The organism is Microbacterium sp. SSM24 (genome assembly GCF_025989145.1).
Lineage (GTDB): Bacteria > Actinomycetota > Actinomycetes > Actinomycetales > Microbacteriaceae > Microbacterium.
The window spans coordinates 245,370-270,861 of sequence record NZ_JAPDNQ010000001.1 but is presented as its reverse complement, the minus strand read 5'-3'; the positions used below and the strand labels follow the sequence as shown (position 1 = coordinate 270,861).

The window sequence follows — 25,492 nt, the reverse complement described above, 5'->3', positions numbered from 1 at the left end:
TCAGGCCTCCGTCTGGCGCGTGCGCGGGTCGAGGAATCCGTAGGCGACGTCGGCCAGGAGGTTCGCCAGCAGCACCGAGATGGTGAGCACGAGGAACACCCCCTGCATCAGGGCGTAGTCCTTCGCGTTCGTGGCGTCGAGCAGCAGCTTGCCGACGCCCGGATAGCTGAACACCATCTCCATCACGATCGTGCCGCCGACGATGAAGCCGAGCGCGAGAGCGAAGCTCTGGATCTGGGGGAGCACGGCATTGCGCGCGGCGTAGCGCCACAGCACGCGGCTGTTCGGCATCCCCTTGGCCTGGGCGACCGTGACGTAGTCCTCGTCGAGCACCGTGAGCATCATGTTGCGCATGCCCAGCATCCACCCGCCCAGTGACGCGATGATGATGGTCGCCGCGGGAAGGAAGCCGTGATGGAGGACGTCTCCGATGAACTCCCACGACCACTCCGGCACCACTCCGACGCCGTACGCCTTGCCTATGGGGAACCAGCCGAGCGTCACAGAGAAGATGGAGATCGCGAGCAGCCCGAGCCAGAAGTAGGGGATCGTGCTCAGGAACGTCGTGATCGGGATGAGCGCGTCGAGCCGACTGCCGCGGCGCCATCCGACGATCGCGCCGCCGATGGTGCCGATCGCGAAGGCGACGAGCGTCGCGAAGCCGACGAGGCACACGGTCCAGATCAGCGATTGGCCGACGACCTCGGTGACCGGGCGCATGCCGTGCAGCAGCGAGATCCCGAGGTCGCCGCGCAGCAGCAGGCCCCAGTAGTCGAGGTACTGCTGCCACAGGGACTTGTCGGTGTCGAGGCCGAGAAGGGCACGCAGCGCTTCAGCGGCCTCGGGAGAGACGTTCCGGTTGCGGGCGAGGTACGCGGTCACCGCGTCGCCCTTCATCAGCCGCGGCAGGAAGAAGTTGATCGTGATGGCCGCCCACAGCGTGAACAGGTAGAACAGCACGCGGTTGCCGAGGAAGCGCCACGGGACGCGCGCGCGGCCCTTGACGGCGCCGGTCGCGGTGGTGCCCGCCTCGATCGCGTCGAAGTCCGGGGCCGGGAGCTGGGGGGCGACGGCGCTCACTTCTCACCTCCGAGAATGCCCGCGGCGTGCGCGAAGTAGGTATCGGGATCAGGGGATGCCGCGCGCAGCTCCTGCGTGTACGGGCTCTGCGGGCGCAGGATCACGTCGTCGGCGGTTCCGCGTTCGACGACCCTTCCCTGGTTGAGCACCAGGATCTCGTCGCTGAAGTGGCGCGCCGTGGCGAGATCGTGCGTGATGTACAGCACGCCGAGTCCTTCCTCGCGCTGCAGATCGGCGAGCAGGTTGAGCACCCCGAGGCGGATCGACACGTCGAGCATCGAGACGGGCTCGTCGGCGACGAGCAGGCGGGGACGGGATGCCAGGGCGCGGGCGATCGCGACGCGCTGGCGCTGGCCGCCCGACAGCTCGTGCGGGCGACGGTCGATCACCGCGTCGGCGTCGAGCCGCACGCGGTCGAGCAGGCGGCGCACCTCGTGATCGAGCTGGTCCTTGGGGACCACCTCGTCGAGCTGGAGCGGGCGCTGGATCGCGTAGCGGATCGAGTGGTAGGGGTTCAGCGATGCGAACGGGTCCTGGAACACCATGCGCAGCTGCTGGCGATACGCGCGCAGCGCCTTCCCGCGGCGGGGGAGCGGCTCGCCGTCGAGGCGCACCTCGCCGCTCGTCGGCGTCTCGAGCTGCGTGAGGATCTTCGCGATCGTCGACTTGCCGCTGCCGGACTGGCCGACGAGGCCGATGGTCTGACCCGAGCGGAGCGTGAAGCTCACATCGTCGAGGGCCTTCATCTCACCGGCGCCGCGCACGGCGTACACCTTGGTGACGGCGTCGAACTCGAGGACGGTCATCGGTGGACCACCCCCCTCTCTCCGGTGAGTCGCGGGAATGAGGCGAGGAGCGTCCGCGTGTAGTCGGTCTGCGGGTCGGTCCAGACGCGTTCCGCCGTGTCGAGCTCGATGATCTCGCCATCGCGCATGATCGCGATGCGATCGCTGATCTCGAGGAGGAGCGGAAGGTCATGGGTGATGAAGATCACCGAGAAGCCGAACTCGTGGCGCAGGTGAGAGATCTGTCGCAGGATCTCGCGCTGAACGAGCACGTCGAGGGCGGTCGTGGGCTCGTCCATCACCATGAGCTGCGGACGCAGTGCGAGCGCCATGGCGATCATGACGCGCTGGCGCATGCCTCCCGACAGCTCGTGGGGGTAGGAGCGGTAGCGCTGCGCGCCGACCTTGACGATCTCGAGCAGCTCGACGACAGCCGCGCGCCGTTCGCGACGCGAGAGGTCGGGGCGGTGGACTTCGAAGACGTCGTCGAGCTGGGAGCCGATGGTGGCGACGGGGTTGAGCGAGTTCATCGCGCCCTGGAAGACCATCGAGATCTTGTCCCAGCGGAATCGGCGCATGTCTTCGGGTTCGAGACCGTTGACGTCGATGTCGACGCCGGTCGCGTCGTGGAACGTGACGGAGCCGCTCGTGATCACGGCCGGCGGCTTGAGAAGGCGCTGGACGCCGTAGGCGAGCGTGGTCTTGCCGCACCCGCTCTCGCCGGCGAGTCCGAGGATCTCACCGCGCTGGAGTTCGAGGGTGACGTTCTTCACCGCCCTCACGGGGGGATCGACGTCGTAGACGATCGAGAAGTCGTGGACGGAGAGCAGGGAATCTCTCATCGATGGGGCCAGGCTTTCATGAGGACCGACGTGCGGGCGGGGCGGATGCCGCGGCATCCGCCCCGCCCGACGTGCGTCAGTCGGCGGGCTGCAGCTGGGTGAGGATCTGCACGATCGCGGGCTGCGTCGGGTCGGCGGAGGCGTACTGGTCCTCCTCCGACGGCCAACCGACGTAGTTGCGCGTGTTGAACTCGCCCAGGAGCGGGTGCGCCCCCAGCGGGATGGCCGGCACGTTCTCGACGAAGGCCGTCTGAATCACCGCGAGAGCGGCTTCACGGTCGGCGTCGGTCGCGGCGTTGGCGTAGGTGTTGAGCGCCTCGGTCACGGCCGGGTCGTCGAAGCGGCCGAAGTTGAACGCCGCCTTGTTGTCGACGATCCACTTCGGGTCCATCGTGGAGGTGTAGAGGCCGTACGCGTTGCCGGTGTCCTCGAGCCAGTGGATGATCGCCTGGAAGGTGCCTTCCTGGCGCGCGGCATCCCAGCCACCCCAGTCGGGCTGATCGATCTTGACCTCGATGCCGAGGCCCTCCTTGAGCTCTTCGGCGATGAGGGCCTGCTCGGTGTTCCAGTCGCTCCAGCCCGCAGGGACCGAGATCGAGAACGTGACGGCCTCGCCGTCCGGGTCGATGAGGGTCTCGCCCTCCCACGTGTAGCCGGCGTCGGTGAGGACCTCGCGGGCCTTGTCGATGTCGACCGAGTACTCCTGCCCGGCGTACTCGGGGATGATCTCGTCGTCGAGCAGCGCGCCCAGACCGGTCACGCTCCACACGGCCTCGCTCGCGCCTTCGCGGGCGATGTCGACGTAGGCCTGGCGGTCGATCGTCCACGCGAGCGCCTCGCGGAGCGCCGGGTTGTTGAACGGCTTGGTCTGCAGGTTCATGAACAGCGTTCCGGCGCCGGCGGTCGGCGAGACGAGGAACTGGTTGTCGGGGTCGGCCGACAGGTAGCTGTCCTCGATCTGCGGGATGAATGCCTGCGCCCAATCCGCTTCACCGGTGGCCAGAGCCGTGGTCAGAGCGGCGTTGTCGCCGTAGGAGACGTAGTGCAGCTCGGGGACCGTCAGCTCGCCGCCCCAGTAGTCGGGGTTCGCGGTGAGGGTGACCGACTCGGTCGTCCACGAGTCGAGCACATACGGACCGGTGCCGACGACCTGACCCTCGCCCGTGAGCGGGTCGGTGTTGGGGTCTGCGATGTCGGCCCAGATGTGCTCGGGCACGATCTGGAAGTGCAGCACGCGGGCCTGCTGGGTGTACTTCGAGCTGTTGAAGTCGATGGTGACGGTGTCGCCGTCGACGCTGACGCTCTTCAGGTCGAGCGCGTTGGTGTCGTTGAGCTTGCCGTCGAGCACCTGGTTGAACGAGAACGCGATGTCGTCGGCGGTGAAGTCCTCGCCGTCGCTCCACTTCACGCCGCTGCGCGCCTTCGCGGTGAGCTGGGTGTAGTCGTCGTTCCACGTGACTTCTTCGGCGAGCCACGGGGTGGTGCCGAGGTCGCCGGTCGGGTTGACGAGGGCGAGCGACTCGAAGATGACCTTGCCGTAGGCGTACTTCGAGGCGGACGAGTCGCCCAGGTAGGGGTTGTTCGACTCGGTGGTGATCGCACCGTCCGGCTTGGCGATGGTGAGCGCCGCGCCGGGTTCGGAATCGCCGGAGTCTGTGCTGCCTGCTGCGCAGCCGGTCAGCACGATCGCCGCGGCGATGCCGACGGCGACGAGGGAAGACCTAAGCCTCATTGCTTCTCCTTCGTGAGGGGACGTCATCGTGCTCACAGAGTCGACGGCGTCGTCGTGGGGGTGATTGCGGAATCAACTTACGTGCAAGTAAGTAACTAATGCAAGCGCGGTTGCACCACGCGTGTCCGACTCGTGCGTAGACTCTTGATCCGCCGGACGAGTCGAGGGGGTGAGGGCCGATGGTCGAGCAGCGCAGGCAGCCGCGTTCGCGACCCGAGACACTGCTGCGCCGACGCGACATCCTCGACGCCGCGACCGACATCTTCGGCGCCAAGGGGTTCACCGGCGGAACGCTCCAGGAGATCGCCGACCAGGTCGGCATGACCCATGCAGGCATCCTCCATCACTTCGGCTCCAAGGACGCCCTGCTGCTCGAGGTTCTGAAGCATCGTGATGAAACCGATGTCGCCGACCTCGCCGAGCAGCACATCCCCGACGGGATGGACCTCTTCCGGCACCTCGTGCGCACCGCGTTCGCGAACGCCGAACGACCCGGCATCGTGCAGGCGTACGCCGTGCTGTCGGCCGAGTCGGTGACCGACGACCACCCCGGGCGCGAGTTCTTCCAGAAGCGGTACGAGACGCTGCGCGCAGAGGTCGCCCACGCGTTCGCCGTCGTGTGCGCCGAGCGCGGCATCCGCGAACCGGCGACGGTCGCCTACGCGTCGACCAGCATCCTCGCCGTCATGGACGGACTGCAGGTGCAGTGGCTGCTCGATCCGACCTCGCTCGACCTGGGCCGCGCGTCGGAGTTCGCGATCGAGGCGATCGTCGCCTCGGTGCTCGAGCCCGTTCCGTCACCGCTCGTCTGAGCGTGCTCCCCGCCGGCGTCAGCCGAGGCGCTCGCGTCAGCCGAGGCGCTCGACCGTGTAGTCGATCGACTTGATCAGCTGACGCACGTCGTCGGGATCGATCGAGACGAACGTCGCGACGCGCAGCTGATTGCGCCCGAGCTTGCGGTAGGGCTCGGTGTCGACGATCCCGTTGTGGCGCAGGCTCTTCGCGACGGCCGCGGCGTCGACGCTGTCGTCGAAGTCGATCGTCACGACGACGGGGGAGCGGTCGGCCGGGTCGCTCACGAAGGGCGTGGCGAACGCGGATGCCTCGGCCCAGTCGTACAGCGCCTGCGACGACTCGCGGGTGCGGGCATCCGCCCACTGAAGGCCGCCGTTGTCGCGGATCCAGTCCAGCTGGCGGTCGAGCAGGAAGAGCGTCGTGAGGGCGGGCGTGTTCAGCGTCTGGTTGAGGCGCGAGTTGTCGAGCGCGTTCTTGAGGCTGAGGAACTCCGGGATGTACCGGCCGGATGCCGCGATCCGCTCGATCCGCTCGATCGCCGCGGGCGACACGAGGGCGAACCACAGGCCGCCGTCGGAGCCGAGGTTCTTCTGGGGCGCGAAGTAGTAGACGTCGGCCTCGTGGACGGAGAAGTCGATGCCGCCGGCGGCGCTGGTGGCATCGATCACGGTGAGCGCGCCGGCGTCTGCCTGCACGCGCGCGACCGGGGCGCTGACGCCGGTCGAGGTCTCGTTGTGCGGCCAGGCGTAGACGTCGACGCCCTCGACCGCCTCCGCGGTGGTGCGGGTGCCTGCCGGCACCTCGCGCACATCGGGGGCCTCGAGCCACGGCGCCTTCGCGGCGGCGGCGAACTTGCCGCCGAACTCGCCGAACACGAGGTTCTGGCTGCGCTTCTCGATCAGGCCGAACGCCGCGGCATCCCAGAACGCGGTCGAGCCGCCGTTGCCGAGGATGACCTCGTAGCCGGCAGGCAGGCGGAAGAGCTCCGCGAGCTCGGCGCGCACCTGACCGACGAGATCCTTGACCGGCGCCTGGCGGTGCGACGTGCCCAGCAGCACCGAACCAGGTCCGGCGAGGGCGGCCAGGTGGTCGGCGCGCACCTTCGACGGACCGCAGCCGAAGCGTCCGTCGGCGGGCAGGATCTCACGGGGAAGCGCGACGTGGGGCATGGCTCGATTCTAGGCTCGCCCGATTCGCCTCGCCGCCGGATGACGGGTCGTGACGCAGCGCCCGCGGCCCGCGGGCGCGAGGGGAGGAGCCGCGCGGGGAGGAGCCTGTGGGGGAGGAGCCGCGCGGGGAGGAGCCGCGCGTCGAGGAGCTTGTGAGCCGCGGGAGGGTCGGGAAGCCTCCCCGGGACCCTTCAACAGGTCAACCGGGCTTTTGCAGGAGGCTGAGCGGGGATCGGGTCCTGCGGAGTCGCGGTTGACCTGTCGGGATCGGGTCGCGCGCCGGCGGCCGAAGAAGCGGCGGAGGGTGGGTGCGGCATCCGTGCTGCTCGACCGCCGCCGCGTGCACATGCGTCTGACAGGTCACGCGGCGTTCTGCAGGGCGCTGAGTGAGAGCTGGGTCCCGTGGAATGGTCGTCGACCTGTTCGCTCGCTTCCTCCACAAGGGCGTGATCGGATGCCTCAGACGTGAGTTGTTCAGAACGGACGACGAATCCGTGCCCGGCGAAGTCGTGGCGCACGAGTATTCAGGGATGCGGGATCCCGTTCACATGCTGCGTGCCCTCGGCGGTGTCGCGCGCAAGGTCTCGGTCATCGAGGCAGGCATCAGTTCGTACGCGATCGACATGGCGATCAGGGCGGGATATCTCTTGAGGCCGCGACGGGGTTGGGTGGCCCTTCCGGATGCCGATCCGTACCTCATCGCAGCGGCCCGGGCGGGAGTGGTGCTGACCTGCATCACTCGCGCGAAGCGCCTCGGTCTGTGGGTGCTGGACGAAGACGGCCCACATGTCGGGGTGGCGCAGAACGCCTCGCGACTGAAGCTCGCTTCCCCGACGGCCACCGTGCACTGGTCGCGGCCGGCGGAGCCTCGGCCGGCGGGAACGCTCGAGGACGGCATCCTCAACACGCTCGTCATGGTCGCGGCGTGTCAGCCGCACGAGACGGCACTGGCAGTGTGGGACTCCGCGCTGAACGTCGGACTCGTGGAGAAGGCGGAGCTCGAACGCCTGCCTCTGACCGGTGCCGTCAGGCGGGTGCTCGATGAGGCGACCCCCTTCGCCGATTCGGGGCTCGAGACGATCTTCCGGACGCGGCTGCGGTGGTTGCGGCATCCGATCCGCTCGCAGATATGGATTCACGGGCACCGCCTCGATTTCCTCATCGGGGAGCGGCTCGCGGTGCAGATCGACGGTGGGCACCATGTCGGACAGCAGCGTTCCGAAGACGTGGCCCATGATGCTGCGCTGATGCTTCTCGGATTCCATGTGATCCGGTTCACGTATGGTCAAGTGATCGATCATTGGCCCGACGTCCAGGAGCAGATCATGCGCGCCGTGGCGCAGGGACTGCATCGGGCTGCGTGAGTACTGCGCGACTGCGCGTGAGCCGGATGGGAGCGAGACGGCGCGCGTCGCCCTCGCATGCCGCGCGCGTCCGCCCTCGCATGCCGGGCGCGCGGAGTGGACCGGTGACTGGCCCGCGCGGGTCGGGAAGCCCTCGTGGCGGGGGCGGGGAGGATGGCCGTCGTGCCGCGCTCAGGAAGGTCAACCGGGGTTCTGCAGGACGGTTCGGCGTCGGTCGTTCCTGCGGAGCGGTGGTTGACCTGTTGAAGCCCCCACCCGAACTCGCGGCAGGAGCCCGGTGTCGGGGGAATGGATAGGCTGTCTCTGCCCCTTAGACGAACGAGGACACCGCATATGACCGACCTGATCGACACCACCGAGATGTACCTGCGCACCATCCTCGAACTCGAGGAGGAGAACATCGTTCCCCTGCGCGCGCGCATCTCGGAGCGCCTCGGCCACTCCGGCCCGACGGTGTCGCAGACGATCGGCCGCATGGAGCGCGACGGCCTCGTGGTCGTGACCGAGGACCGCAGCCTCGAACTCACCGACTCCGGCCGCCAGAAGGCCGTCGACGTCATGCGCAAGCACCGTCTCGCCGAGCGGCTGCTCTCCGACGTGATCGGCCTCGACTGGGCGTACGTGCACGAAGAGGCGTGCCGGTGGGAGCACGTGATGAGCGAGCAGGTCGAACGCCGTCTCGTCGAGCTGCTCGGCCACCCGACGGAGTCGCCGTACGGCAACCCGATCCCCGGCCTCGACCAGCTCGGTGACGTCCCGACCGGCGGCTTCGAGCAGGGCGTGGTCGGACTCGTCCGCCGCCTCAACGAGGCGGGCGAGCCCATCTCCGGCACCGTCCGACGCCTTGCCGAACCCGCTCAGGTCGACCCCGAGCTGCTTCAGCAGCTGAAGGGCGCCGGCGTGGTTCCTGGCGCGTCCGGCGAGTATCGCTACAACGAGGGCTACGTCCTCGTGCAGATGGACGATGCCGACGAGGGACTCGAGCTCCCCGTCGAGGTCGCCTCGCACATCTTCCTCGTCGACGACCGCCGCTGACGCGGAGAGCGGATGCCGCGGCATCCGTGACGCGGCATCCCCAGGCACTTGCCAGGGGATGAGCGTGACTTATTCGTTACCTTCGGGTAGCCTCGAAAAGTCCACCAGGCGAGAAGCCCGCCGACCGGACCCCGCGTGGATTGCCTCCCTGGCTCGTCGTCCACACGGTGAAGCCCGCATATCGTGCCCCGACACCGAATGCCGACGAGCCAGCGCCTCCGGCGCCGAGGCGCCGGAGGACAGTTTGGCTGATCACAACGATTCGCTCGCGAACGAGCCCCAGAGTGACGCGACGAGTCTGTCTCGTCGTTCGCGCGCGCGCCGCAGCCCCGCACGACGGACCAAGGCCGCCGCGCCGGTGGTGACCACCTCGACCGCGGTGACGACCCGTCCCGCGACCCGCGCGCCCAAGCGTGCGGCGAAGCAGGTGCGCAGCCTCTTCGCGCTCACACTCGTCGGCGGCCTCGTCGCCGCTGCCGCGATGCCCGCGTTCGCCGGCGTGCTGCAGAAGGACGAGGCGATGACCCTTCAGCAGATGGCTGTCGACGACGCGCAGTCGGTCGTCGTCGCCTCCGACGCCGTCGGCGCCGAGCTGACCCGCGAGAGCTACTCCGCGACGACGTCCGACGAGATCGCGAAGAAGAAGGCTGCGGAAGCGGCTGCCGAGCGCGCCAGGTTGTCGGCGCAGACCGCCACGACCACGAGCTACAACATCGATCTCAACATGGTCGCCCCCGGCTCCGGCGCGGTGCGCTGGCCGCTCACGAGTTACACGCTGACCGACACCTACGGCACGCGCGGCGGTGCGCACCGAGGAATCGACCTCGTCGCGCCGGCCGGAACGCCCATCTACGCTGCGGCGGCCGGTGTGGTGAAGGTCTCGTCCGAGGCCTATTACGACTATGGCGTCGCGATCACGATCGACCACGTCATCAACGGCCAGGTCGTCAACACGCTGTACGCCCACCAGAGCTACGGCTGCCGCAAGGTGGTCGCCGGCCAGACCGTGCAGGTGGGCCAGGTCATCGGGTGCGTCGGCAGTACGGGCCGCTCGACCGCCAACCACCTGCACTTCGAGGTGTACATGAACGGTGGGAACGTCGATCCGCTCGCGTGGCTCAACGCCAACGCCGGCTGACGATTTCTCGAACGATCCCCTCGAAGCCTCGCTTCGAGGGGATTCTTCGTTCTCCGACACGCCACGCGGCGTTCATCCGCGCCTGCGGCCCTCGCCCTGCCGTGGTGCGTTAGCCTGATTCCGACGCGAGAGAAGCGGAGGGAGCCGATGGACAGCATTCCTCGCATCCGAACCATGGATGCGCTAGGACGCCTCGTCCTCCGGCATTGCACGAGTGGATGCCGCGGCCTCGCCGTGGCTCCAAGGCGCTGTCTATAAGACAGCGCCTTTTTTCATGCCCCTGCGCGGACCGATCGTCGCACGTCGAATACCGAGAAGCCGTCCCGGCCATTCGAGAGGATGATCAATGCGCACTCTGGTGCTGAATGCGGGCTATGAGCCGCTCGCCGTCGTGTCGTTCAAGCGGGCGCTGGTGCTCGTGATGAACGAGAAGGCCACCGTCATCGAGCACACCGATGGCGAACCCGTGTGGGGCACGAGACGTGCCTACGATCGCCCCGCGGTGATCGTGCTGACGCGCTATGTGCGCGTGCCCGGGGGACGCCGCGTGCCGGTGACCAGACGTGGGGTGCTGCGCCGCGACTCGCACAGATGCGCGTACTGCGGAGCGTCGGCTTCGACGATCGACCACGTGCTTCCACGCTCGAGAGGCGGCGGCGACTCGTGGGAGAACCTCGTGGCGTGCTGTCTGCGGTGCAACAACGTCAAGGGCGATCGGACCCCGCAGGAGATGAAGTGGGAGCTCCGCTTCACCCCGAACCCGCCGCGCGGTGCGCAGTGGACGGTGCGAGGCACCGAGCGCAGCGAGCCGAGCTGGGAGCCCTACCTGGCACTCGCCGCCTGAGTCAGCGCGCGTCGAGTGCGCGCAGCCAGCGGGTGAGGATCGGCTCGAGGGCTGCGGCATCCGCTTCTCCCAGCTCCTGCACCAGGCGATGCTCGTTCGCGAGGTGCGCGGTGAAGGCGCGGTCGATGAGGTCGCGACCCTCGGGCGTGAGCCGCACGAGGCGACGACGGGCATCGGATGCCTCGGCACGACGCTCGACGAGACCGCGGGCCTCGAGGCGGTCCACGCGCTTGGTCAGCCCGCCGGTCGTGACGAGCGTGTGGTCGGCGAGGTCGCCCGCCGCGTGCTCGTACGGTTCGCCGGCGCGGCGCAGCGTGGCCAGCACGTCGAACTCGCCCTCGGTGAGCCCGAACTCTCCGTAGACGGCGACGAGGCGCTCGGTCAGTTCGATCGCGACGCGGTGCAGTCGGCCGATCACCCCCTGCGGGGAGGGGTCGAGATCGGGCCGCTCTCGGCGCCACGCCTCCTGGATCTCGGCGACGCGGTCGAGCGGTTCGTCGGAAGCGGCATCCATCGCACCATCTTATCTTCCCGGTAAGATAAAGTATCTTCCGTGGAAGATAAAAGATGGCGCTGGATCGCGGTGACGGCGATCGCTCCGATCGCCTGGGGCAGCACGTACGTCGTCACGCGCAACCTGCTCCCGCCGGAATCGCCGCTGTGGGGCGGCGTGCTGCGAGCGCTGCCGGCGGGACTTCTCGTGCTGCTGGCCGCGCGGGTCCTGCCGCGAGGATCGTGGTGGTGGCGCTCGCTCGTGCTCGGCACGCTCAACGTCGGCGGGTTCTTCGTGCTGGTCTACATCGCCGGCCAGCGTCTGCCGTCGAGCCTCGCGGCGACGCTGATGTCGACGTCGGCGGCGTGCATGCTCCTGTTCGCGTGGCTGCTGCTCCGTCGTCGTCCGCGCGCGGCGGCCGTAGCCGGTGCCGGTATCGGGCTCATCGGCGTCGTCGTCATGTTCGGCGTCGACGTCGGCGGGGTGGATCCGTGGGGTGTCGCGGCATCCCTCGGCGCCATGGTCGCCTCGTCGATCGGGTTCGTGCTCACGGCTCGGTGGGGGAGCGACGTGCCCGCGCTGCCGATGACGGCCTGGCAGCTCGTCGCGGGGTCGCTCGTGCTGCTGCCCGCCGCCCTGCTCGTGGAGGGTGCGCCGCCGGTGCTCACCCTCGAGTCGACGCTGGGCTTCGCGTATGTCACGCTCATCGCCACCGCGGTCGCCTACGCCGCGTGGTTCGCCGGGCTGCGCCATCTGGCGCCGGGGGTCGTCGGAGTGATCGGCCTTCTCAATCCCGTCACCGGGGTCGCGCTCGGCGTGCTCCTCGCCGGGGAGGCGTTCGGCGTGCCGCAGGCGGTCGGGGTGGCTCTGGTGCTGGCGGGGATCGCGCTCGGCGCGCTGCCTGGGCGGCGGGTGGCGTCGAGGGCTCTTGCACCGGCGGAGACGTGACGGCGCTCGAGCGCACGCAGTGTGTCGGAGGTACGAAGTAACGTCATTCCTGGGATTGATTCATTAGAACAAAGATTCTAGGATGTTCGAATGACGGCAGTGCGCGATCGTGCCGGCGTGGCGGGAGACGTAGCGTCCCTGCGCGCTCAGCTCGAGCGGGTGCAGGGTCGTCGTCTCGACGCTCCGGTGCTGCCCGTGCACTCGGCGCTGGCGTCTCTCCTGCCGGGCGGCGGACTGCGTCCCGGCGCCGCCTATTCTCTCTCGCGTTCCACGTCGCTGCTGCTCGCGCTCATGTCGCTGCCCTCGCAGGCGGGGTCGTGGTGCGGGGTGGTGGGGATGCCGCGGCTCGGCGCCGAAGCGGCAGAGCGACTGGGGGTCGACCTCTCCCGGCTCGTGCTCATCCCCGAGCCCGGCACACGGTGGCTCGCGATCACGGCCACGATCGCCGAAGTGCTGCCGGTGGTCGCGGTCCGCCCGTCCGGCCGTGCGCCCGACGCCGAGATCTCCCGACTGGCGGCGCGGCTGCGGGATCGTGGAGCGGTCCTCCTCGTGCAGGGGCCGTGGCCGCAGGCCGAGGCGGTGATCGAGGTCGAGGCCCCGGAGTGGACGGGCGTCGGCCGCGGCCACGGCTACCTCTCCGGGCGCGAGGTCACGGTCACGACGTCGAGTCGGCGGTGGCCACGACCGCGCCGGTCGCGGCTGCTGCTGCCCGATGCCTCCGGGGCGATCGCCGCCGTCGCCGAGCCGGTGCCGACGCTCGCCGCCGTGCCGGCGGGTGGGCACTGGAGCGCCGATGCCGACGACGCGACTCTCGAGGCCAGGGCGGTGGGCTGACATGGCCGTGGACTCTCCTGTGCGCAGTCTCGTCCTGTGGTTCCCCGACTGGCCGGTGACGGCGCTGCTGCACGGGGCCGGTGCGGGGGCGGGTGCCGGCATGGCCGGACCGGATGCTCCGGCCGGCCCGGATGCGCCGGCCCGGCCTGCCGGAGCGGATGCCTCCGCGCCCCTCGATCCGTCCCGGCCGATCGCCGTGGTCGAGCGCAATCTCGTCGTGGCATGCTCGGCGGCGGCCCGGGCAGAGGGAGTGCGACGTGGGCAACGGCGACGCGACGCGCAGGCGCGCTGCCCCGGGCTCACGGTCGTGCCCGCCGATGCCGCACGCGATCATCGGGCCTTCGCCCCCGTGGTGTCGGCGATCGAGGAGCGCGTTCCCGGTGTGCAGCTCGTGCGGCCCGGACTGTGCGCGCTGCGGGCGAAGGGCCCATCCCGCTACTACGGCGGTGAGACCGAGGCGGCACGGGTGCTGCTCGACACGCTGCGGGCACTCGGTCTGGGCGACGTGCGCGCGGGGATCGCGGACGGTCCCTTCACGGCCGAGCAGGCAGCCAGGTCCGGCACGAGCATCGCCGAACCGGTCTGCGTGATCCCGGCGGGCGGGGCGGCGGGTTTCCTCGCCCCGCTGTCGGTGTCGGTGCTCGATGCCGCCTCCCTCGGCGGCGGTGCAGCGCCGTCGGCGTCCGACGACCTCGTCGGGCTGCTCGCACGGCTGGGCGTGCAGACGCTCGGCGAGTTCGCCGCCCTGCCTCCCGATCGGGTCCGGGAACGGTTCGGGGAGCGCGGCATCCGTCTTCACTCGCTCGCCGGCGGACTCGACTCGCGACCCGTCCAGCCCCGCACGCCACCACCCGAGCTGCAGCGCGAGATCGCGTTCGAACCCCCGCTCGAGATCGCCGATCAGGTGGCGTTCGGCATGAGGGTCACGGCCGACGACTTCATCGCGGGGCTCGGCGCGATCGATCTCGTCTGCACCGAACTGCGCGTCGAGCTCGTCGGCGACCGAGGGGAGCGCAGCGAGCGGGTGTGGCTGCACCCCGGATCGTTCGATGCCGCGGCGGTCGTCGACCGGGTGCGCTGGCAGCTCTCCGAAGAGGTCGGCACGCATGGCGGCGGGGGAGAAGACAGGGCGCTGCGCAGCGGCGTCGCGCTCGTGCGGATCTCTCCCGAGGCGGTGGACGCGGCATCCCACCATGCCCCCGCCATCTTCGGAGGCGGACCGGAAGAGAAGGTGCATCACGCCCTGTCGCGCGTGCAGGCGATGCTCGGCCACCGCGGTGTGCTCACCCCGGCGATCGGCGGCGGCCGCTGGCTGGTCGAACGGCAGGTGCTCGTGCCGTGGGGCGATCGCCACGGCACGGGTCCCGACGGCCTTGCGGCGCAGCGAGCACGGCCGTGGCCGGGGAGCCTTCCCGACCCGCTGCCCACGACCGTGTTCGCCGAGCCGATCCCTGTCGACGTGCGCGCGCTCGGAGGCGAGCTGATCGACGTCGACGAGCGAGGGAGCGTGTCGGCCGTGCCGACGGTGCTGATCGAGAGCGGGCGACGGCGGCGGATCGAGGCGTGGGCCGGTCCGTGGCCGGTGGTGGAGAGGTCGTGGGATGCCGCGCGCTCGCGTCGTGCGCACCGGTTCCAGGTCGTCGACGCCGACGGCGCCGCCTGGCTGCTGGTGTGCGAGGGTGACAGCTGGACGGCGGAGGCGACCTATGACTGACGCGCGGGGTCGGCGACCGCGCAGACGCGGCGACGAGACGGGGCGCGCGGCCATCCGAGGGAGGGCGCGCTGATGGGGTTCGACAACCCGTCCGTGCCGTGGTCCGAACTGGAGCGCGTGCTCAGCGACCGGCGTCGTCCGACCGGCCGCCCCGCGGGGGCCGACGGAGGCGACAGCCCGGCGTGGTCGCACAAGCGAGGGCCGTACGTGCCGCCGGGCATCCCGCGGCCCGCCGAAGCGATCCCGTACGCCGAACTGCACGCGCATTCGTCGTTCTCGTTCCTCGACGGCGCCTCCTCGCCTGAAGAACTCGCCGAAGAGGCCGAACGGCTCGGCCTGCACGCGCTGGCGGTGACCGACCACGACGGGTTCTACGGCATCGTGCGCTTCGCCGAGGCTGCCGAGACCCTCGAGCTCAAGACCGTGTTCGGCGCCGAGCTGTCGCTCGAGCTGCCGAAGCCGCAGAACGGTGCGGCCGATCCGGTCGGGGCGCACCTGCTCGTGCTCGCACGCGGCGAAGAGGGCTACCACCGCCTCGCCGGGGCCATCACGCACGCGCAGCTGCAGGGCGCCGAGAAGGGCCGTCCCGTCTACCGTCTCGACGAGCTCGCCGACCAGGGCCGCGACCACTGGGCGGTGCTCACCGGATGCCGCAAAGGGGCGGTCCGCCGTGCGCTGGCGGAGGAGGGGGCAGACGGAGCTGCCCGCGAGCTGGACCGCCTCGTCGAGCTGTTCGGACGCGACGCCGTGCACGTCGAGCTCATCGACCACGGCAACCCGCTCGACACCCGCGACAACGACGCGCTCGCCGGCCTCGCCCGCGAGCGAGGGCTGCCGCTCCTGGCGACGAACAACGTGCACTACGCGGTGCCGCGGCGGCAGCTGCTGGCGGCGGCGGTGGCGGCCGTGCGCGCGAACCGCGGGCTCGACGAACTCGACGGGTGGCTGCCGTCGCACGCCGGAGCGCACCTGCGATCGGGCGCCGAGATGGCGGAGCGGTTCGTGCGGCATCCGGATGCCGTCGCCCGCACCGTCACACTCGCCGACGAGCTCGCGTTCCCGCTGCGGCGCGCGAAGCCCGCCCTGCCGAAGCAGAAGGTGCCCGAGGGGCATACGCCGATGTCGTGGCTGCGCCAGCTCGTGTGGGACGCCGTCCCCCGCAAGTACCCCGACCTGACGGACGACAACCGGGCGCGCATCGAGAAGGAGCTCGGGGTCATCGAGCTGAAGGACTTCCCGGGCTACTTCCTGATCGTTCACGGCATCGTGCAGGAGGCGCGGCGCCGCGGCATCCTGTGCCAGGGCCGCGGCTCCGCGGCCAACAGTGCGATCTGCTACCTGCTCGACATCACCGCCGTCGACGCGATCGCCTACGACCTGCCGTTCGAGCGGTTCCTGTCGAGCCTGCGCGAGGAAGAGCCCGACATCGACGTCGACTTCGACTCCGACCGCCGGGAAGAGATCATCCAATGGGTCTACGGGCAGTACGGGCGCGACCGGGCCGCGCAGGTCGCCAACGTCATCCAGTACCGGCCGAAGAACGCCGTGCGCGACATGGCGAAGGCGCTCGGCCACTCGCCCGGCCAGCAGGACGCCTGGTCCAAGCAGGTCGAGGGGTGGGGGGCGCACCTCGAGACCGGGCCGGGTCACGACATCCCCGACCGTGTGCTCGAGTTCGCCGGCGAGCTGCTCAAGGCGCCGCGTCATCTCGGCATCCACTCCGGCGGCATGGTGCTCACCGACCGGCCGGTGGGCGAGGTCGTGCCGATCGAGCACGCCCGCATGGAGAACCGCACGGTCATCCAATGGGACAAAGACGACGCCGCCTGGATGGGGCTGGTCAAGTTCGACCTGCTGGGCCTGGGGATGCTGGCCGCCCTCCAGTACTGCTTCGACATGATCCGCGCCTCGACGGGGGAGGACTGGGAGCTCTCGACGCTCCCCAAGGAGGAGAAGGCGGTCTACGACATGCTGTGCCGGGCGGACTCCATCGGGGTGTTCCAGGTGGAGTCCCGCGCGCAGATGGGGCTGCTTCCGCGCCTGCAGCCGCGACGCTTCTACGACCTCGTGATCGAGATCGCGCTGATCCGTCCGGGTCCCATCCAGGGCGGCGCCGTGCACCCGTTCGTCAAGCGCAAGCTCGGACTCGAGGAGGTCACCTACGCGCACCCGAAGCTCGAACCGGTGCTCGAGCGCACGCTCGGCATTCCGGTCTTCCAGGAGCAGCTCATGCAGATGGGCATGGCCGTCGGAGGGCTCACCGGCGAGGACGCCGACCTGCTGCGCCGCGCGATGGGCTCGAAGCGCGGCGTCGAACGCATCGACTCGCTGAAAGAGAAGCTGTACGCGGGGATGGCGTCGAACGGGCTCCTGGGAGAGGACGCCGACGCGATCTACGCGAAGATCCAGGCGTTCGCGAACTTCGGCTTCGCCGAGTCCCACTCGCTGTCGTTCGGGCTGCTGGTCTACGCGAGCTCGTGGATCAAGCTGCATTATCCGGCGGCGTTCCTCGCCGGGCTGCTGCGCGCCCAGCCGATGGGCTTCTACTCGCCGGCATCGCTCGTGAACGACGCCCGGCGCCACGGGGTCGAGGTGCGCCGACCCGACCTGCACCTGTCGGGCGTCGAGGCCGTGCTCGAGCCTGTCGACGAAGGGGGGATGCCGGGACCGACGGGGCTCGATGCGTGCGCCGATCGCCACCAGCCGCCGGTGGGGGAGTTCGACATCTCCGCGCCCGACGAATACGCCGCCCACCGCCGCGACGGACGCTCCTCGGTGCGTCTCGGTCTCGCCGGGGTCAAGGGCATCGGCGCGAAGGTCGCCGAGCGCATCGTCGCCGCGCGCGAGGCCGAAGGGAGCTTCCGCGACCTGCGCGACCTCGTGCGGCGCACGAGCATCACCGCCGTGCAGGTCGAGGCGCTCGCGACCGCCGGAGCCTTCGAAGGGCTCGGCCTCGGCCGCCGCGAGGCGATCTGGCTCGCGGGGTCCGCCGCGATGGATCGACCGGAGTTCCTGCCCGACTCCCTCATCGCGGTGCAGCCGCCGCTGTTCGCCGACCCCACCAGCTACGAGCGCCTCGCGGCCGACCTGTGGGCGACGGGGGTCTCCACCGACGACCATCCGATGACCCACTACCGCTCCCGACTCGACGCCCGCGGCGTGCTCACCTCGCGCGAACTCCGCGGTCACGAGACCGGCCGGCGCATCGAGGTGGGAGGACTCGTCACCCACCGGCAGCGGCCGGCCACGGCATCCGGGGTCACATTCCTCAACCTCGAAGACGAGCACGGCCTCGTCAACGTGATCTGCTCGGTCGGGGTGTGGAACCGCTATCGCCGCGTGGCACGGGACGCCCCCGCGCTCATCGTGCGGGGAGTGCTCGAGCGATCGCCCGAGGGTGTGGTCAACGTGCTCGCCGACCGATTCGAAGACCTGCGAGTGGGGGTGCAGCACCAGTCCCGCGACTTCCGGTGATGGCCGCGACGGGTCTTCGACGGTCACCCGCCGTGCACCGGGCGTACAGACGCGCGGGGTAACCTCGAAGGACTGCTTCCGGTTGCTCGTCGCCGCGGTTCTCGCGCAACGACCGGATGCCGGAGAGGGCACACCATGCGGATCGTCGCGAGCTCGGACTGGCGCGACGGACTCGCGTTCGAGACGCCGGTTCTCGTCTCCGAGGTCTCGCCCGGCGAAGATGCGCGCTGCTTCGTGTGCGGTGCCGACTCCGCCCCCGTTCCCCGCACCGAGCTGTGGGCGGTCAAGCACCGGCATCCGAAGAACCACAGCGGCTACGTGCGCTTCTACTGCCTCGCGCACCGGCCGGCTCCGCCGCGGATCACGCCCACCGTCGACCCTCGCCGCACCACCGGAGAGCGCCGCGCCGCCCCCCGGCGCAGCACCCCGGCCGTCGAGCGTCCGAGCGTGCTGTGTCCCGACTGCTTCGTCGAAGTCCCCGCGACGGGTGTGTGCGGCATCTGCGGCAACACCGTCGTCGCCTGAACCCGGCTTCGGCTGTACGACCCGGCCCGCCCACCGCCACACGCCCCGGCCCGTAACGCCCAGGGCACGCCGCGCGTAACCGGATTCGCGTCACGCGTCGGCGAGGTTTAGGGTAGGTGAGGCTCGCCTAACCTGGCGCCGACAATCTTCCGGAATCCCTGTGCTCGCAACCTTCCTCATCGGCCTGCGCGAAGGCCTCGAAGCGGCGCTCGTCGTCGGCATCCTCGTCGCCTACCTCACGCGCCTGCAGCGCCGCGACGTGCTGCCGAGGCTGTGGATCGGCGTCGGTCTCGCGATCGGCCTGGCCCTGACGGTCGGCGCCGTCCTGACCTTCGGCGCCTACACGCTGACATTCGAGGCCCAGGAACTGCTCGGCGGCATCCTGTCGCTGCTCACCGTCGCGATGGTGACCTGGATGATCTTCTGGATGCAGCGCACTGCGCGCACCCTCAAGCGCACCCTCGAGGAGGGGATCGACCGCGCGCTCGCCGCCAGCAGTCTGTGGGCGGTCGTCGCGATCGGGTTCATCTCGGTCGCCCGTGAGGGCGTCGAGACGACGCTGCTGCTGTGGTCGATGCTCCAGTCGTTCGGCGACTCTCCCGCCGTCCTCCTCGGCGCACTCCTGGGGCTGGGTGTCGCTGTGGTGCTCGGCTGGCTGCTGGCGCGTGGGATGCTGCGCCTCGACCTCCGTCGCTTCTTCCTGTGGACCGGTGCCTTCCTCATCGTCGTCGCTGCCGGTGTGCTCGCGTATGCGATCCACGATCTGCAGGAGGCCGGCGCGCTGCCGGGTCCCTTCACGGCGGCGGCGCCCATCGATCCGCTCACCGGCACCGTCGCCGTGGGATGGGCGGCTTTCCCGTTCGGCTGGGCCTTCGACGTCAGGTCGGCGATCGCGCCGACGTCGCCGCTCGCCGCGATCCTCCAGGCCACGTTCGGCTTCATGCCGCGAATGTCGTGGCTGCAGGTCATCGCGTGGGTTCTCTACGTCGGCGTGGTGGGCACGATCTGGGCGCGCGGCCAGTTCCGCCCGGCGAAGCGCCCGGCGGCCGAGCCCGCCGGGGCCGAATCCGCCGTCGTCCCCGCGCCCGCCCTCACCGCCGAGCCTGCCGCCGACGCCGAGCCCGTCGACGGGCCCGCCCCACGGCTCGCGCCGGTGCGCACCGAGTCGACGGTTCCGACCACGCGGGGCGCAGCATCCGTCCCCACCACCTCACAGCAGGGAGCATCATGACCACTCGCCGCCTCCTCGCGGGCCTCGCCGTCGCCGGCGCGGGCGCGCTCATCCTGTCCGGCTGCGTCGCGAAGGCCGTCCCGGGTGCCGACGCGCTGACCGTCGCCTCCACGGCCGACGGGTGCACCGTATCGGGTGCGACGGCGGAGAGCGGCACCGTGGCGTTCGAGGTCACGAACTCCGGCGACGAGGTGACCGAGTTCTATCTCCTCGCCGATGACGGTCTGCGGATCGTCGGCGAGGTCGAGAACATCGCGCCGGGCGCCTCGCGCACGCTCACCCTGACGGCTCAGCCGGGCGAGTACTTCACTCTGTGCAAGCCGGGCATGGTCGGTGACGGCGTCGGGCGCGCGGGCTTCACGGTCACGGGCGACAGCGTCGCCGTCGACGGGCCGGACGGCGAGCAGAAGCAGCAGGCCGTCGACCTCTACGCGGCGTTCGTGAAGGACCAGGTCGGTCAGCTCCTTCCGGCGGTCGAGACCTTCGCCACCGCCTACGAGACCGGTGACGACGAGGCCGCGCGGGAGCAGTTCCCGCTGGTGCGCGCCTACTACGAGCGCATCGAGCCCGTCGCCGAGGCTCTCGGCGACCTCGACCCGCGCATCGACTACCGCGAGGTCGACGCCGTGGCGGAGGGGCTGGACTGGACCGGCTTCCACCGCATCGAGAAGGACCTGTGGGTGCCGGCGCAGGACGCGCTCAACGCCGACGGCGAGACGCCGGCCTGGCAGGACTGGGCCCCCTCCACCGAGGACGAGCGCGCCGGCTACGGCGACCAGCTGATCGCCGACGTGCAGGAGCTCTACGACTACGTGCACTCCGCCGACTTCCAGGAGGCGCTCGACGCGCAGGGCGTCGCCGGCCTCTCGAACGGCGCGCGGGCGCTGCTCGACGAGGTTGCGACCGGCAAGATCACCGGTGAGGAGGACTGGTGGTCGGGTACAGACCTGTGGGACTTCGCCGCCAACGTCGAAGGGTCCAAGATGGCGTTCTCGCTCGTCGAGGACTTCGCCGCGACCAAGGGCGACGACGGAGCCGCGCTGGTCGCGCAGATCGACGCCGGCTACACCGCGCTCGAAGACGCTCTCGCCGAGCACGGCTCCCTCGCCGCGGGCTTCGTGACCTACACGGCACTGACGGACGACGACAAGCGCGAGCTCACCGACCTGCTCAACGCGCTCGCCGAGCCGATCTCGCAGCTCACCGTCACCGTGCTGGAGTGATGTGACCGAGCAGGCGAATCACGAGGAGACCTCGGCGGGCGTGTCCCGCCGAGGCCTGCTCGGGCTCGCCATCGGGGCGGGAGCGGCCGGTCTCGCGATCGGCGCGGGGGCGGGCGCGTCGGCCGGCGTCGCTGTCGGACGGGCGAGAGAAGCGGATGCCGCGGCATCCGCCTACGACTTCTACGGCGTCCACCAGGCCGGCGTCACGACCCCCGTGCAGGACCACCTGCACTTCGCATCGTTCGACATGATGCCCCGCACCGACCGCGACGACCTCGTGTCACTGCTGCAGGACTGGACGTATGCCGCCGCACGCATGAGCCAGGGCCTCGAGGTCAGCGCGACCGGGGCCGTCGGCGGGTCGCTGCAGGCGCCGCCCGACGACACCGGTGAGGCGCTGGGTCTTGCGGCCAGCGGCCTGACCATCACGTTCGGCTTCGGGCCGACGCTGTTCGAGCTCGACGGCGAGGACCGGTACGGGATCGCCGCCTCGCGTCCTGCCGGGCTCGAGCGGCTGCCCGCGTTCCTGGGCGACGATCTCGACCCCGACGCCTCGGGTGGGGATCTGTGCGTGCAGGCGTGCGCCGACGACCCGCAGGTGGCGGTGCATGCGATCCGCAACCTCAGTCGCATCGCGTTCGGCCGCGCCCGCCTCCGCTGGTCGCAGCTCGGCTTCGGCCGCACGTCCCGCACCACGGCGGCGCAGGCGACGCCGCGCAATCTGTTCGGGTTCAAGGACGGCACCGCGAACATCCTCGCGAACGACCGGGAGGGTCTGGACGAGCACGTGTGGGTCGCGGCATCCGACGATCCTTCGTGGATGGCGGGCGGCTCGTACCTCGTGGCCCGCAAGATCGCGATGCTCATCGAGACGTGGGACCGCGTGCCCCTGAGCGAGCAGCAGACGATCATCGGACGCGACAAGGGCGCGGGTGCACCGCTGTCGGGCGGCGACGAGTTCACCGAGCCCGATTTCGCCGCGGTCGACGCATCCGGAGCCAAGGCCGTGCCCGAGACGAGTCACGTGCGGCTGGCACATCCCGAGCTCAACGGCGGCACCCGGATACTGCGTCGCGGCTACAACTTCGTCGACGGCAACAACGACCTCGGGCGCCTCGACGCCGGGCTGTTCTTCCTCTCCTTCCAGCGCGACCCCGACCAGTTCGTGCGGCTGCAGCGGTCGCTGTCCACCGATGTGATGAACGAGTACATCCGGCACGTCGGCTCGGGGATCTGGGCGGTGCCTCCCGGCGTCGACCCCGGCTCGTACGTCGGTGCGGGCCTGTTCGGCTGAACCGGATCGCGTCGGGCCGGTCGGGTCCGTCGGCGTCAGAGCCAGTGGCGGCGTTTGAAGGTCACGTACAGCGCAGCGCTCGTCGCGGCCATGAGCGCGAGGGCCATCGGGTAGCCGAAGACCCACTCGAGCTCGGGCATGTAGACGAAGTTCATGCCGTAGACGGTGCCGACGAGCGTCGGACCGAAGAGGATGGCCGCCCATCCCGAGATCTTCTTCACCTGCTCGCCCTGCAGGAGCGCCGTGTCGGTCTGGCGCTGTGCGACGAGCGTGGCGTTGACGGTCAGCGCGTTCTCGAGGATCACACGGAAGCCCGCGAGCCGGTCGATCGTCTTGAGCGCGTGGTCGTGGACGTCCCGCAGCGCCCGCTGCAGCTCGATGTCGACGCGGTATTTGTCGGCGCCGCGCTGCAGGCTGTCGAGCATCTCCGCCAGCGGCTGCGTCGCGCGCTGGAACGCGATCACCTCGCGCGACAGCTCGTAGATGCGCTGCGAGAGCCCGGGGTCGCCGCCGCCGAAGAGGGCGTCCTCGATCTCGTCGATGTCGTTCTCGACGCCGTCCACGACCGGCGCGTATTCGTCCACCACCTCGTCCAGGATGGCGTAGAGCACCGCCTCGGGCCCCTGCGCGAGCAGTTCGGGCTGGTTCTCGAGTCGGCGACGCACACGCGCGAGATCGGGAGACTCGGCGTGTCGGATCGTGACGACGAAATCCGGCCCGACGAAGACGTGGAGCTCGCCGAACTCCACGGTCTCCGACTCGTCGATGTAGAGCGCCGGCCGCAGCACGGTGAACAGGATGTCGCCGTAGCGCTCCAGCTTCGAGCGCTGGTGCCCGGTCAGGGCGTCCTCGACGGCGAGCGGGTGCAGCGAGAATTCGCTCGCGACCTGCTGGATCTCCTCGGGCGTCGGGCGGAACATCCCGATCCACGCCATGCCGTTCCGGGCGCGCATGTACTCGAACGTGTCCTCGAGGCTCGAGGGGTTTTCGATGCGGCGGCCCGCCACGTACACGGCGTTGTCGATGATCGGCATGGGCCCATTGTGAGGGATGCCGGTGGCAGAGAGCCGACGCGCGCGGGGGACAGGCCGGTGCCGCGCCTCCCGGCATCCGCAAGTCCGAACCGATAGCGTCGAGACTGCGGGTGTCCCCAGCACCTGCGGCGGAGGACGGGTCCCCACCCTCCTCTGCGATACCGGGCGGCGTTCGTGAGCCTTGGAGGTGCGAGCGCAGCTGTCGGTAGCCGGATCTCGGGCGTCCCCAGCGTCCGGGATTCGGTGCGCCCGTGGGTGAGCGCACTGTTCGGGCGATTGTCAAGCCTCGGGCGGAGAAGCCGGTCGCCGGTAGCTTCGCTTGAGGCGCGGCGAATGCAGTCCGCTCCGTGCGGGGGAGAGGGCGAACCGTGGATCGAGCGTGGCAGGAGTCACCGTCGGCTCCGCTGCTGGGTGGCAGATATCGCCTCGGCGAGTGCATCGGCAGAGGCGGCATGGGCCAGGTGCACCGTGCGGAGGACGTCGTGCTCGGCCGTACCGTCGCCGTCAAGATCGTCGCTGCGGACCGCAGCGTCTCGAACTCGCCGGACCGCGTGCGCAACGAGGTGGCGCTGCTGGCCGCGGTGCAGCATCCGTCGCTGGTGACTCTGCTCGACGCGCGCATCGACGACGCCGCCTCGTCGTACCTCGTCATGGAGTTCGTCGACGGCCCGTCGCTCGCTCGCCGGTTGCAGGGAGGACCGCTGACAGAGGTCGAGGTCGCGTCGCTGGCGGTCGACCTGGCATCGGGCCTCCACGCCGTCCATGCCGCCGGTATCGTGCACCGCGACCTGACGCCCGCGAACATCCTGCTCGCCCCGGCGGCGTCGCCGCGTGTGCCGTTCCACGCGAAGCTCGCCGACTTCGGTGTCGCGTTCCTCATCGACAGCACACGGCTCACCACCCCCGGCATGGTGGTCGGCACGGCCGCGTATCTCGCGCCCGAGCAGGTGAGGGGGGATGCTGCGGCCCCACCCGCCGACATCTACGCGCTCGGTCTGGTGCTGCTCGAAGCGTTCACCGGGGAACGCGCCTACCCTCATGCGTCCGGGATCGGCGCCGTCATGGCGCGTCTGGTCGAGCCGCCGGCCATCGCCGCGAGCGTCCGCCCGGAGTGGAGCGCGCTGCTGAGTCGCATGGTCTCATCCGTCCCCGCAGAGCGCCCGAGCGCGCGCGAAGTGGTCGCGATCACGACCGAGCTGCGCAAGACAGCCCGCCACGCGCCCGTGGCGGGTGCGGGGCCGCTCGACGTCCCGGCGCCGGGCGCGAAGGTCGCAGCCCCCGCTCGCCCTGATCTGCCGCCGGTGCCGACGCAGCCTCTGGACGCGGCGCAGATTCTGTCTGCCCCGCTGCCTGCGCCGGTCGCGGCCCCGCTGACCGCGCCGGTCGCGGCCGCTCTGCCTGCGCCGGTCGCGGCCGCTCGACGCCGTGCCGCGCACGCATCCCCGATGGTCGGTTCCGGGGAGCGGGCGCAGCTGCGTCGGGCCCGCACCCGCAAGGGCCGGATGCGGCGCACCGCGGTGCTCGTCGGCACCGCCGTCATCATCGCGGCGCTGGCCATCCCCGCCGGTCTGTGGGCGACGGCGGGGTACCCCCAGGAGCCGTCGGTCGTCGCGATCGTTCCCGATGACGGGGGCCCCGATCCGATCGTTCCCGCCGACGTCGGCGCGTCCGGCGGCGGCGAGGTCGTCCCGGCCAGTTCGACCTCCGATGTCGCGACGGAACCCGATGCCGAGAAAGTGGCCGAGAAGCAGGCTCGAGAGCAGCAGAAGCAGGAACAGGCGCAGCAGCGCGAGCGTGCGAAGGCGCAGGCCGCAGCCGAGCGCTCGCAGGCGAAGGCTGATCGCGAGGCCGAGAACGCGACGAAGAAGGCGACGAAGAAGGCCTCGCGCGACCGGTAGCGCCGGCACCACCACCGCGGCAGGATGGGCGTGACGACAC

At 70.3% G+C, this 25,492-nt stretch carries 21 protein-coding genes; 14 read left to right on the top strand and 7 right to left on the bottom strand.

Annotated elements, in window-relative coordinates; genetic code table 11:
• The 4 genes from OL358_RS01215 to OL358_RS01200 all read right to left on the bottom strand — a co-directional run bounded on the left by OL358_RS01215 (window position 1) and on the right by OL358_RS01200 (window position 4,439).
• Entirely contained in the window at window positions 1-1,080 is a 1,080-nt protein-coding gene (locus tag OL358_RS01215) for an ABC transporter permease (protein WP_264708114.1), read from the bottom strand.
• The gene (locus tag OL358_RS01210; protein ID WP_264708113.1) at window positions 1,077-1,886 is read right to left on the bottom strand and encodes an ABC transporter ATP-binding protein; all 810 of its coding nucleotides are present in this window, start codon (window positions 1,884-1,886) and stop codon (window positions 1,077-1,079) included. Before OL358_RS01210 ends, OL358_RS01215 begins: the two co-directional genes overlap by 4 nt.
• The gene (locus OL358_RS01205; RefSeq protein ID WP_264708112.1) at window positions 1,883-2,707 is read right to left on the bottom strand and encodes an ABC transporter ATP-binding protein; all 825 of its coding nucleotides are present in this window, start codon (window positions 2,705-2,707) and stop codon (window positions 1,883-1,885) included. Before OL358_RS01205 ends, OL358_RS01210 begins: the two co-directional genes overlap by 4 nt.
• Window positions 2,708-2,783: 76 nt before the next feature.
• Window positions 2,784-4,439: an ABC transporter substrate-binding protein gene (locus tag OL358_RS01200; RefSeq protein ID WP_264708111.1), complete on the bottom strand. Its 1,656-nt coding sequence runs from the start codon at window positions 4,437-4,439 to the stop codon at window positions 2,784-2,786.
• Window positions 4,440-4,618: 179 nt separating this feature from the next.
• Here OL358_RS01200 and OL358_RS01195 point away from each other — a divergent pair, with 179 nt between their 5' ends.
• Window positions 4,619-5,251, top strand: a complete 633-nt coding sequence (locus OL358_RS01195) for a TetR/AcrR family transcriptional regulator (RefSeq protein ID WP_264708110.1) — start codon at window positions 4,619-4,621, stop codon at window positions 5,249-5,251.
• Between the two features lie 36 nt (window positions 5,252-5,287).
• On the opposite strand, the gene serC is transcribed toward OL358_RS01195, so the two are convergent.
• Complete coding sequence (gene serC / locus OL358_RS01190; RefSeq protein WP_264708109.1) at window positions 5,288-6,403, bottom strand: phosphoserine transaminase; 1,116 nt, start codon at window positions 6,401-6,403, stop codon at window positions 5,288-5,290.
• A gap of 530 nt (window positions 6,404-6,933) precedes the next feature.
• Between serC and OL358_RS01185 the strand changes: the two genes are divergently transcribed.
• From OL358_RS01185 to OL358_RS01170, 4 genes are all read left to right on the top strand, one after another.
• The gene (locus tag OL358_RS01185; protein ID WP_264708108.1) at window positions 6,934-7,767 is read left to right on the top strand and encodes an endonuclease domain-containing protein; all 834 of its coding nucleotides are present in this window, start codon (window positions 6,934-6,936) and stop codon (window positions 7,765-7,767) included.
• Window positions 7,768-8,100: 333 nt separating this feature from the next.
• Window positions 8,101-8,802, top strand: a complete 702-nt coding sequence (locus OL358_RS01180) for a metal-dependent transcriptional regulator (protein ID WP_264708107.1) — start codon at window positions 8,101-8,103, stop codon at window positions 8,800-8,802.
• A 361-nt stretch (window positions 8,803-9,163) separates the two neighbouring features.
• The gene (locus OL358_RS01175; RefSeq protein WP_264708106.1) at window positions 9,164-9,940 is read left to right on the top strand and encodes a M23 family metallopeptidase; all 777 of its coding nucleotides are present in this window, start codon (window positions 9,164-9,166) and stop codon (window positions 9,938-9,940) included.
• A 346-nt stretch (window positions 9,941-10,286) separates the two neighbouring features.
• A complete protein-coding gene (locus tag OL358_RS01170; protein WP_264708105.1) occupies window positions 10,287-10,784 on the top strand; it encodes an HNH endonuclease in 498 nt (165 codons plus the stop codon).
• Between the two features lies 1 nt (window position 10,785).
• Here OL358_RS01170 and OL358_RS01165 read toward each other — a convergent pair whose 3' ends face one another.
• On the bottom strand, window positions 10,786-11,298 hold the full coding sequence (locus OL358_RS01165) for a MarR family winged helix-turn-helix transcriptional regulator (RefSeq protein WP_264708104.1): 513 nt from the start codon (window positions 11,296-11,298) through the stop codon (window positions 10,786-10,788).
• Between the two features lie 39 nt (window positions 11,299-11,337).
• Between OL358_RS01165 and OL358_RS01160 the strand changes: the two genes are divergently transcribed.
• The 8 genes from OL358_RS01160 to efeB all read left to right on the top strand — a co-directional run bounded on the left by OL358_RS01160 (window position 11,338) and on the right by efeB (window position 22,520).
• Window positions 11,338-12,225 carry a DMT family transporter gene (locus tag OL358_RS01160; protein WP_264708103.1) on the top strand — a complete coding sequence of 296 codons (888 nt, stop codon included), beginning with the start codon at window positions 11,338-11,340 and terminating at the stop codon, window positions 12,223-12,225.
• 90 nt (window positions 12,226-12,315) lie between these two features.
• Window positions 12,316-13,059: a hypothetical protein gene (locus tag OL358_RS01155; RefSeq protein ID WP_264708102.1), complete on the top strand. Its 744-nt coding sequence runs from the start codon at window positions 12,316-12,318 to the stop codon at window positions 13,057-13,059.
• Between the two features lies 1 nt (window position 13,060).
• Window positions 13,061-14,773, top strand: coding sequence for a DNA polymerase Y family protein (locus tag OL358_RS01150; protein ID WP_264708101.1), 1,713 nt, complete (start codon window positions 13,061-13,063; stop codon window positions 14,771-14,773).
• Between the two features lie 72 nt (window positions 14,774-14,845).
• On the top strand, window positions 14,846-18,247 hold the full coding sequence (locus tag OL358_RS01145; protein WP_264708100.1) for an error-prone DNA polymerase: 3,402 nt from the start codon (window positions 14,846-14,848) through the stop codon (window positions 18,245-18,247).
• Between the two features lie 135 nt (window positions 18,248-18,382).
• Window positions 18,383-18,772: a glucose-6-phosphate dehydrogenase gene (locus OL358_RS01140; protein WP_264708099.1), complete on the top strand. Its 390-nt coding sequence runs from the start codon at window positions 18,383-18,385 to the stop codon at window positions 18,770-18,772.
• A 160-nt stretch (window positions 18,773-18,932) separates the two neighbouring features.
• A complete protein-coding gene (efeU, locus tag OL358_RS01135) occupies window positions 18,933-20,003 on the top strand; it encodes an iron uptake transporter permease EfeU (protein WP_264708098.1) in 1,071 nt (356 codons plus the stop codon).
• The gene (gene efeO / locus OL358_RS01130; RefSeq protein WP_264708097.1) at window positions 20,000-21,226 is read left to right on the top strand and encodes an iron uptake system protein EfeO; all 1,227 of its coding nucleotides are present in this window, start codon (window positions 20,000-20,002) and stop codon (window positions 21,224-21,226) included. Before efeU ends, efeO begins: the two co-directional genes overlap by 4 nt.
• Before the next feature lies 1 nt (window position 21,227).
• The gene (efeB, locus tag OL358_RS01125; RefSeq protein WP_264708096.1) at window positions 21,228-22,520 is read left to right on the top strand and encodes an iron uptake transporter deferrochelatase/peroxidase subunit; all 1,293 of its coding nucleotides are present in this window, start codon (window positions 21,228-21,230) and stop codon (window positions 22,518-22,520) included.
• Window positions 22,521-22,555: 35 nt separating this feature from the next.
• Here efeB and OL358_RS01120 read toward each other — a convergent pair whose 3' ends face one another.
• The gene (locus OL358_RS01120) at window positions 22,556-23,554 is read right to left on the bottom strand and encodes a magnesium and cobalt transport protein CorA (protein WP_264708095.1); all 999 of its coding nucleotides are present in this window, start codon (window positions 23,552-23,554) and stop codon (window positions 22,556-22,558) included.
• Between the two features lie 368 nt (window positions 23,555-23,922).
• On the opposite strand from OL358_RS01120, the gene OL358_RS01115 reads away from it, so the two are divergent.
• Window positions 23,923-25,452 carry a serine/threonine-protein kinase gene (locus OL358_RS01115; RefSeq protein WP_264708093.1) on the top strand — a complete coding sequence of 510 codons (1,530 nt, stop codon included), beginning with the start codon at window positions 23,923-23,925 and terminating at the stop codon, window positions 25,450-25,452.
• Window positions 25,453-25,492: the final 40 nt, after the last annotated feature.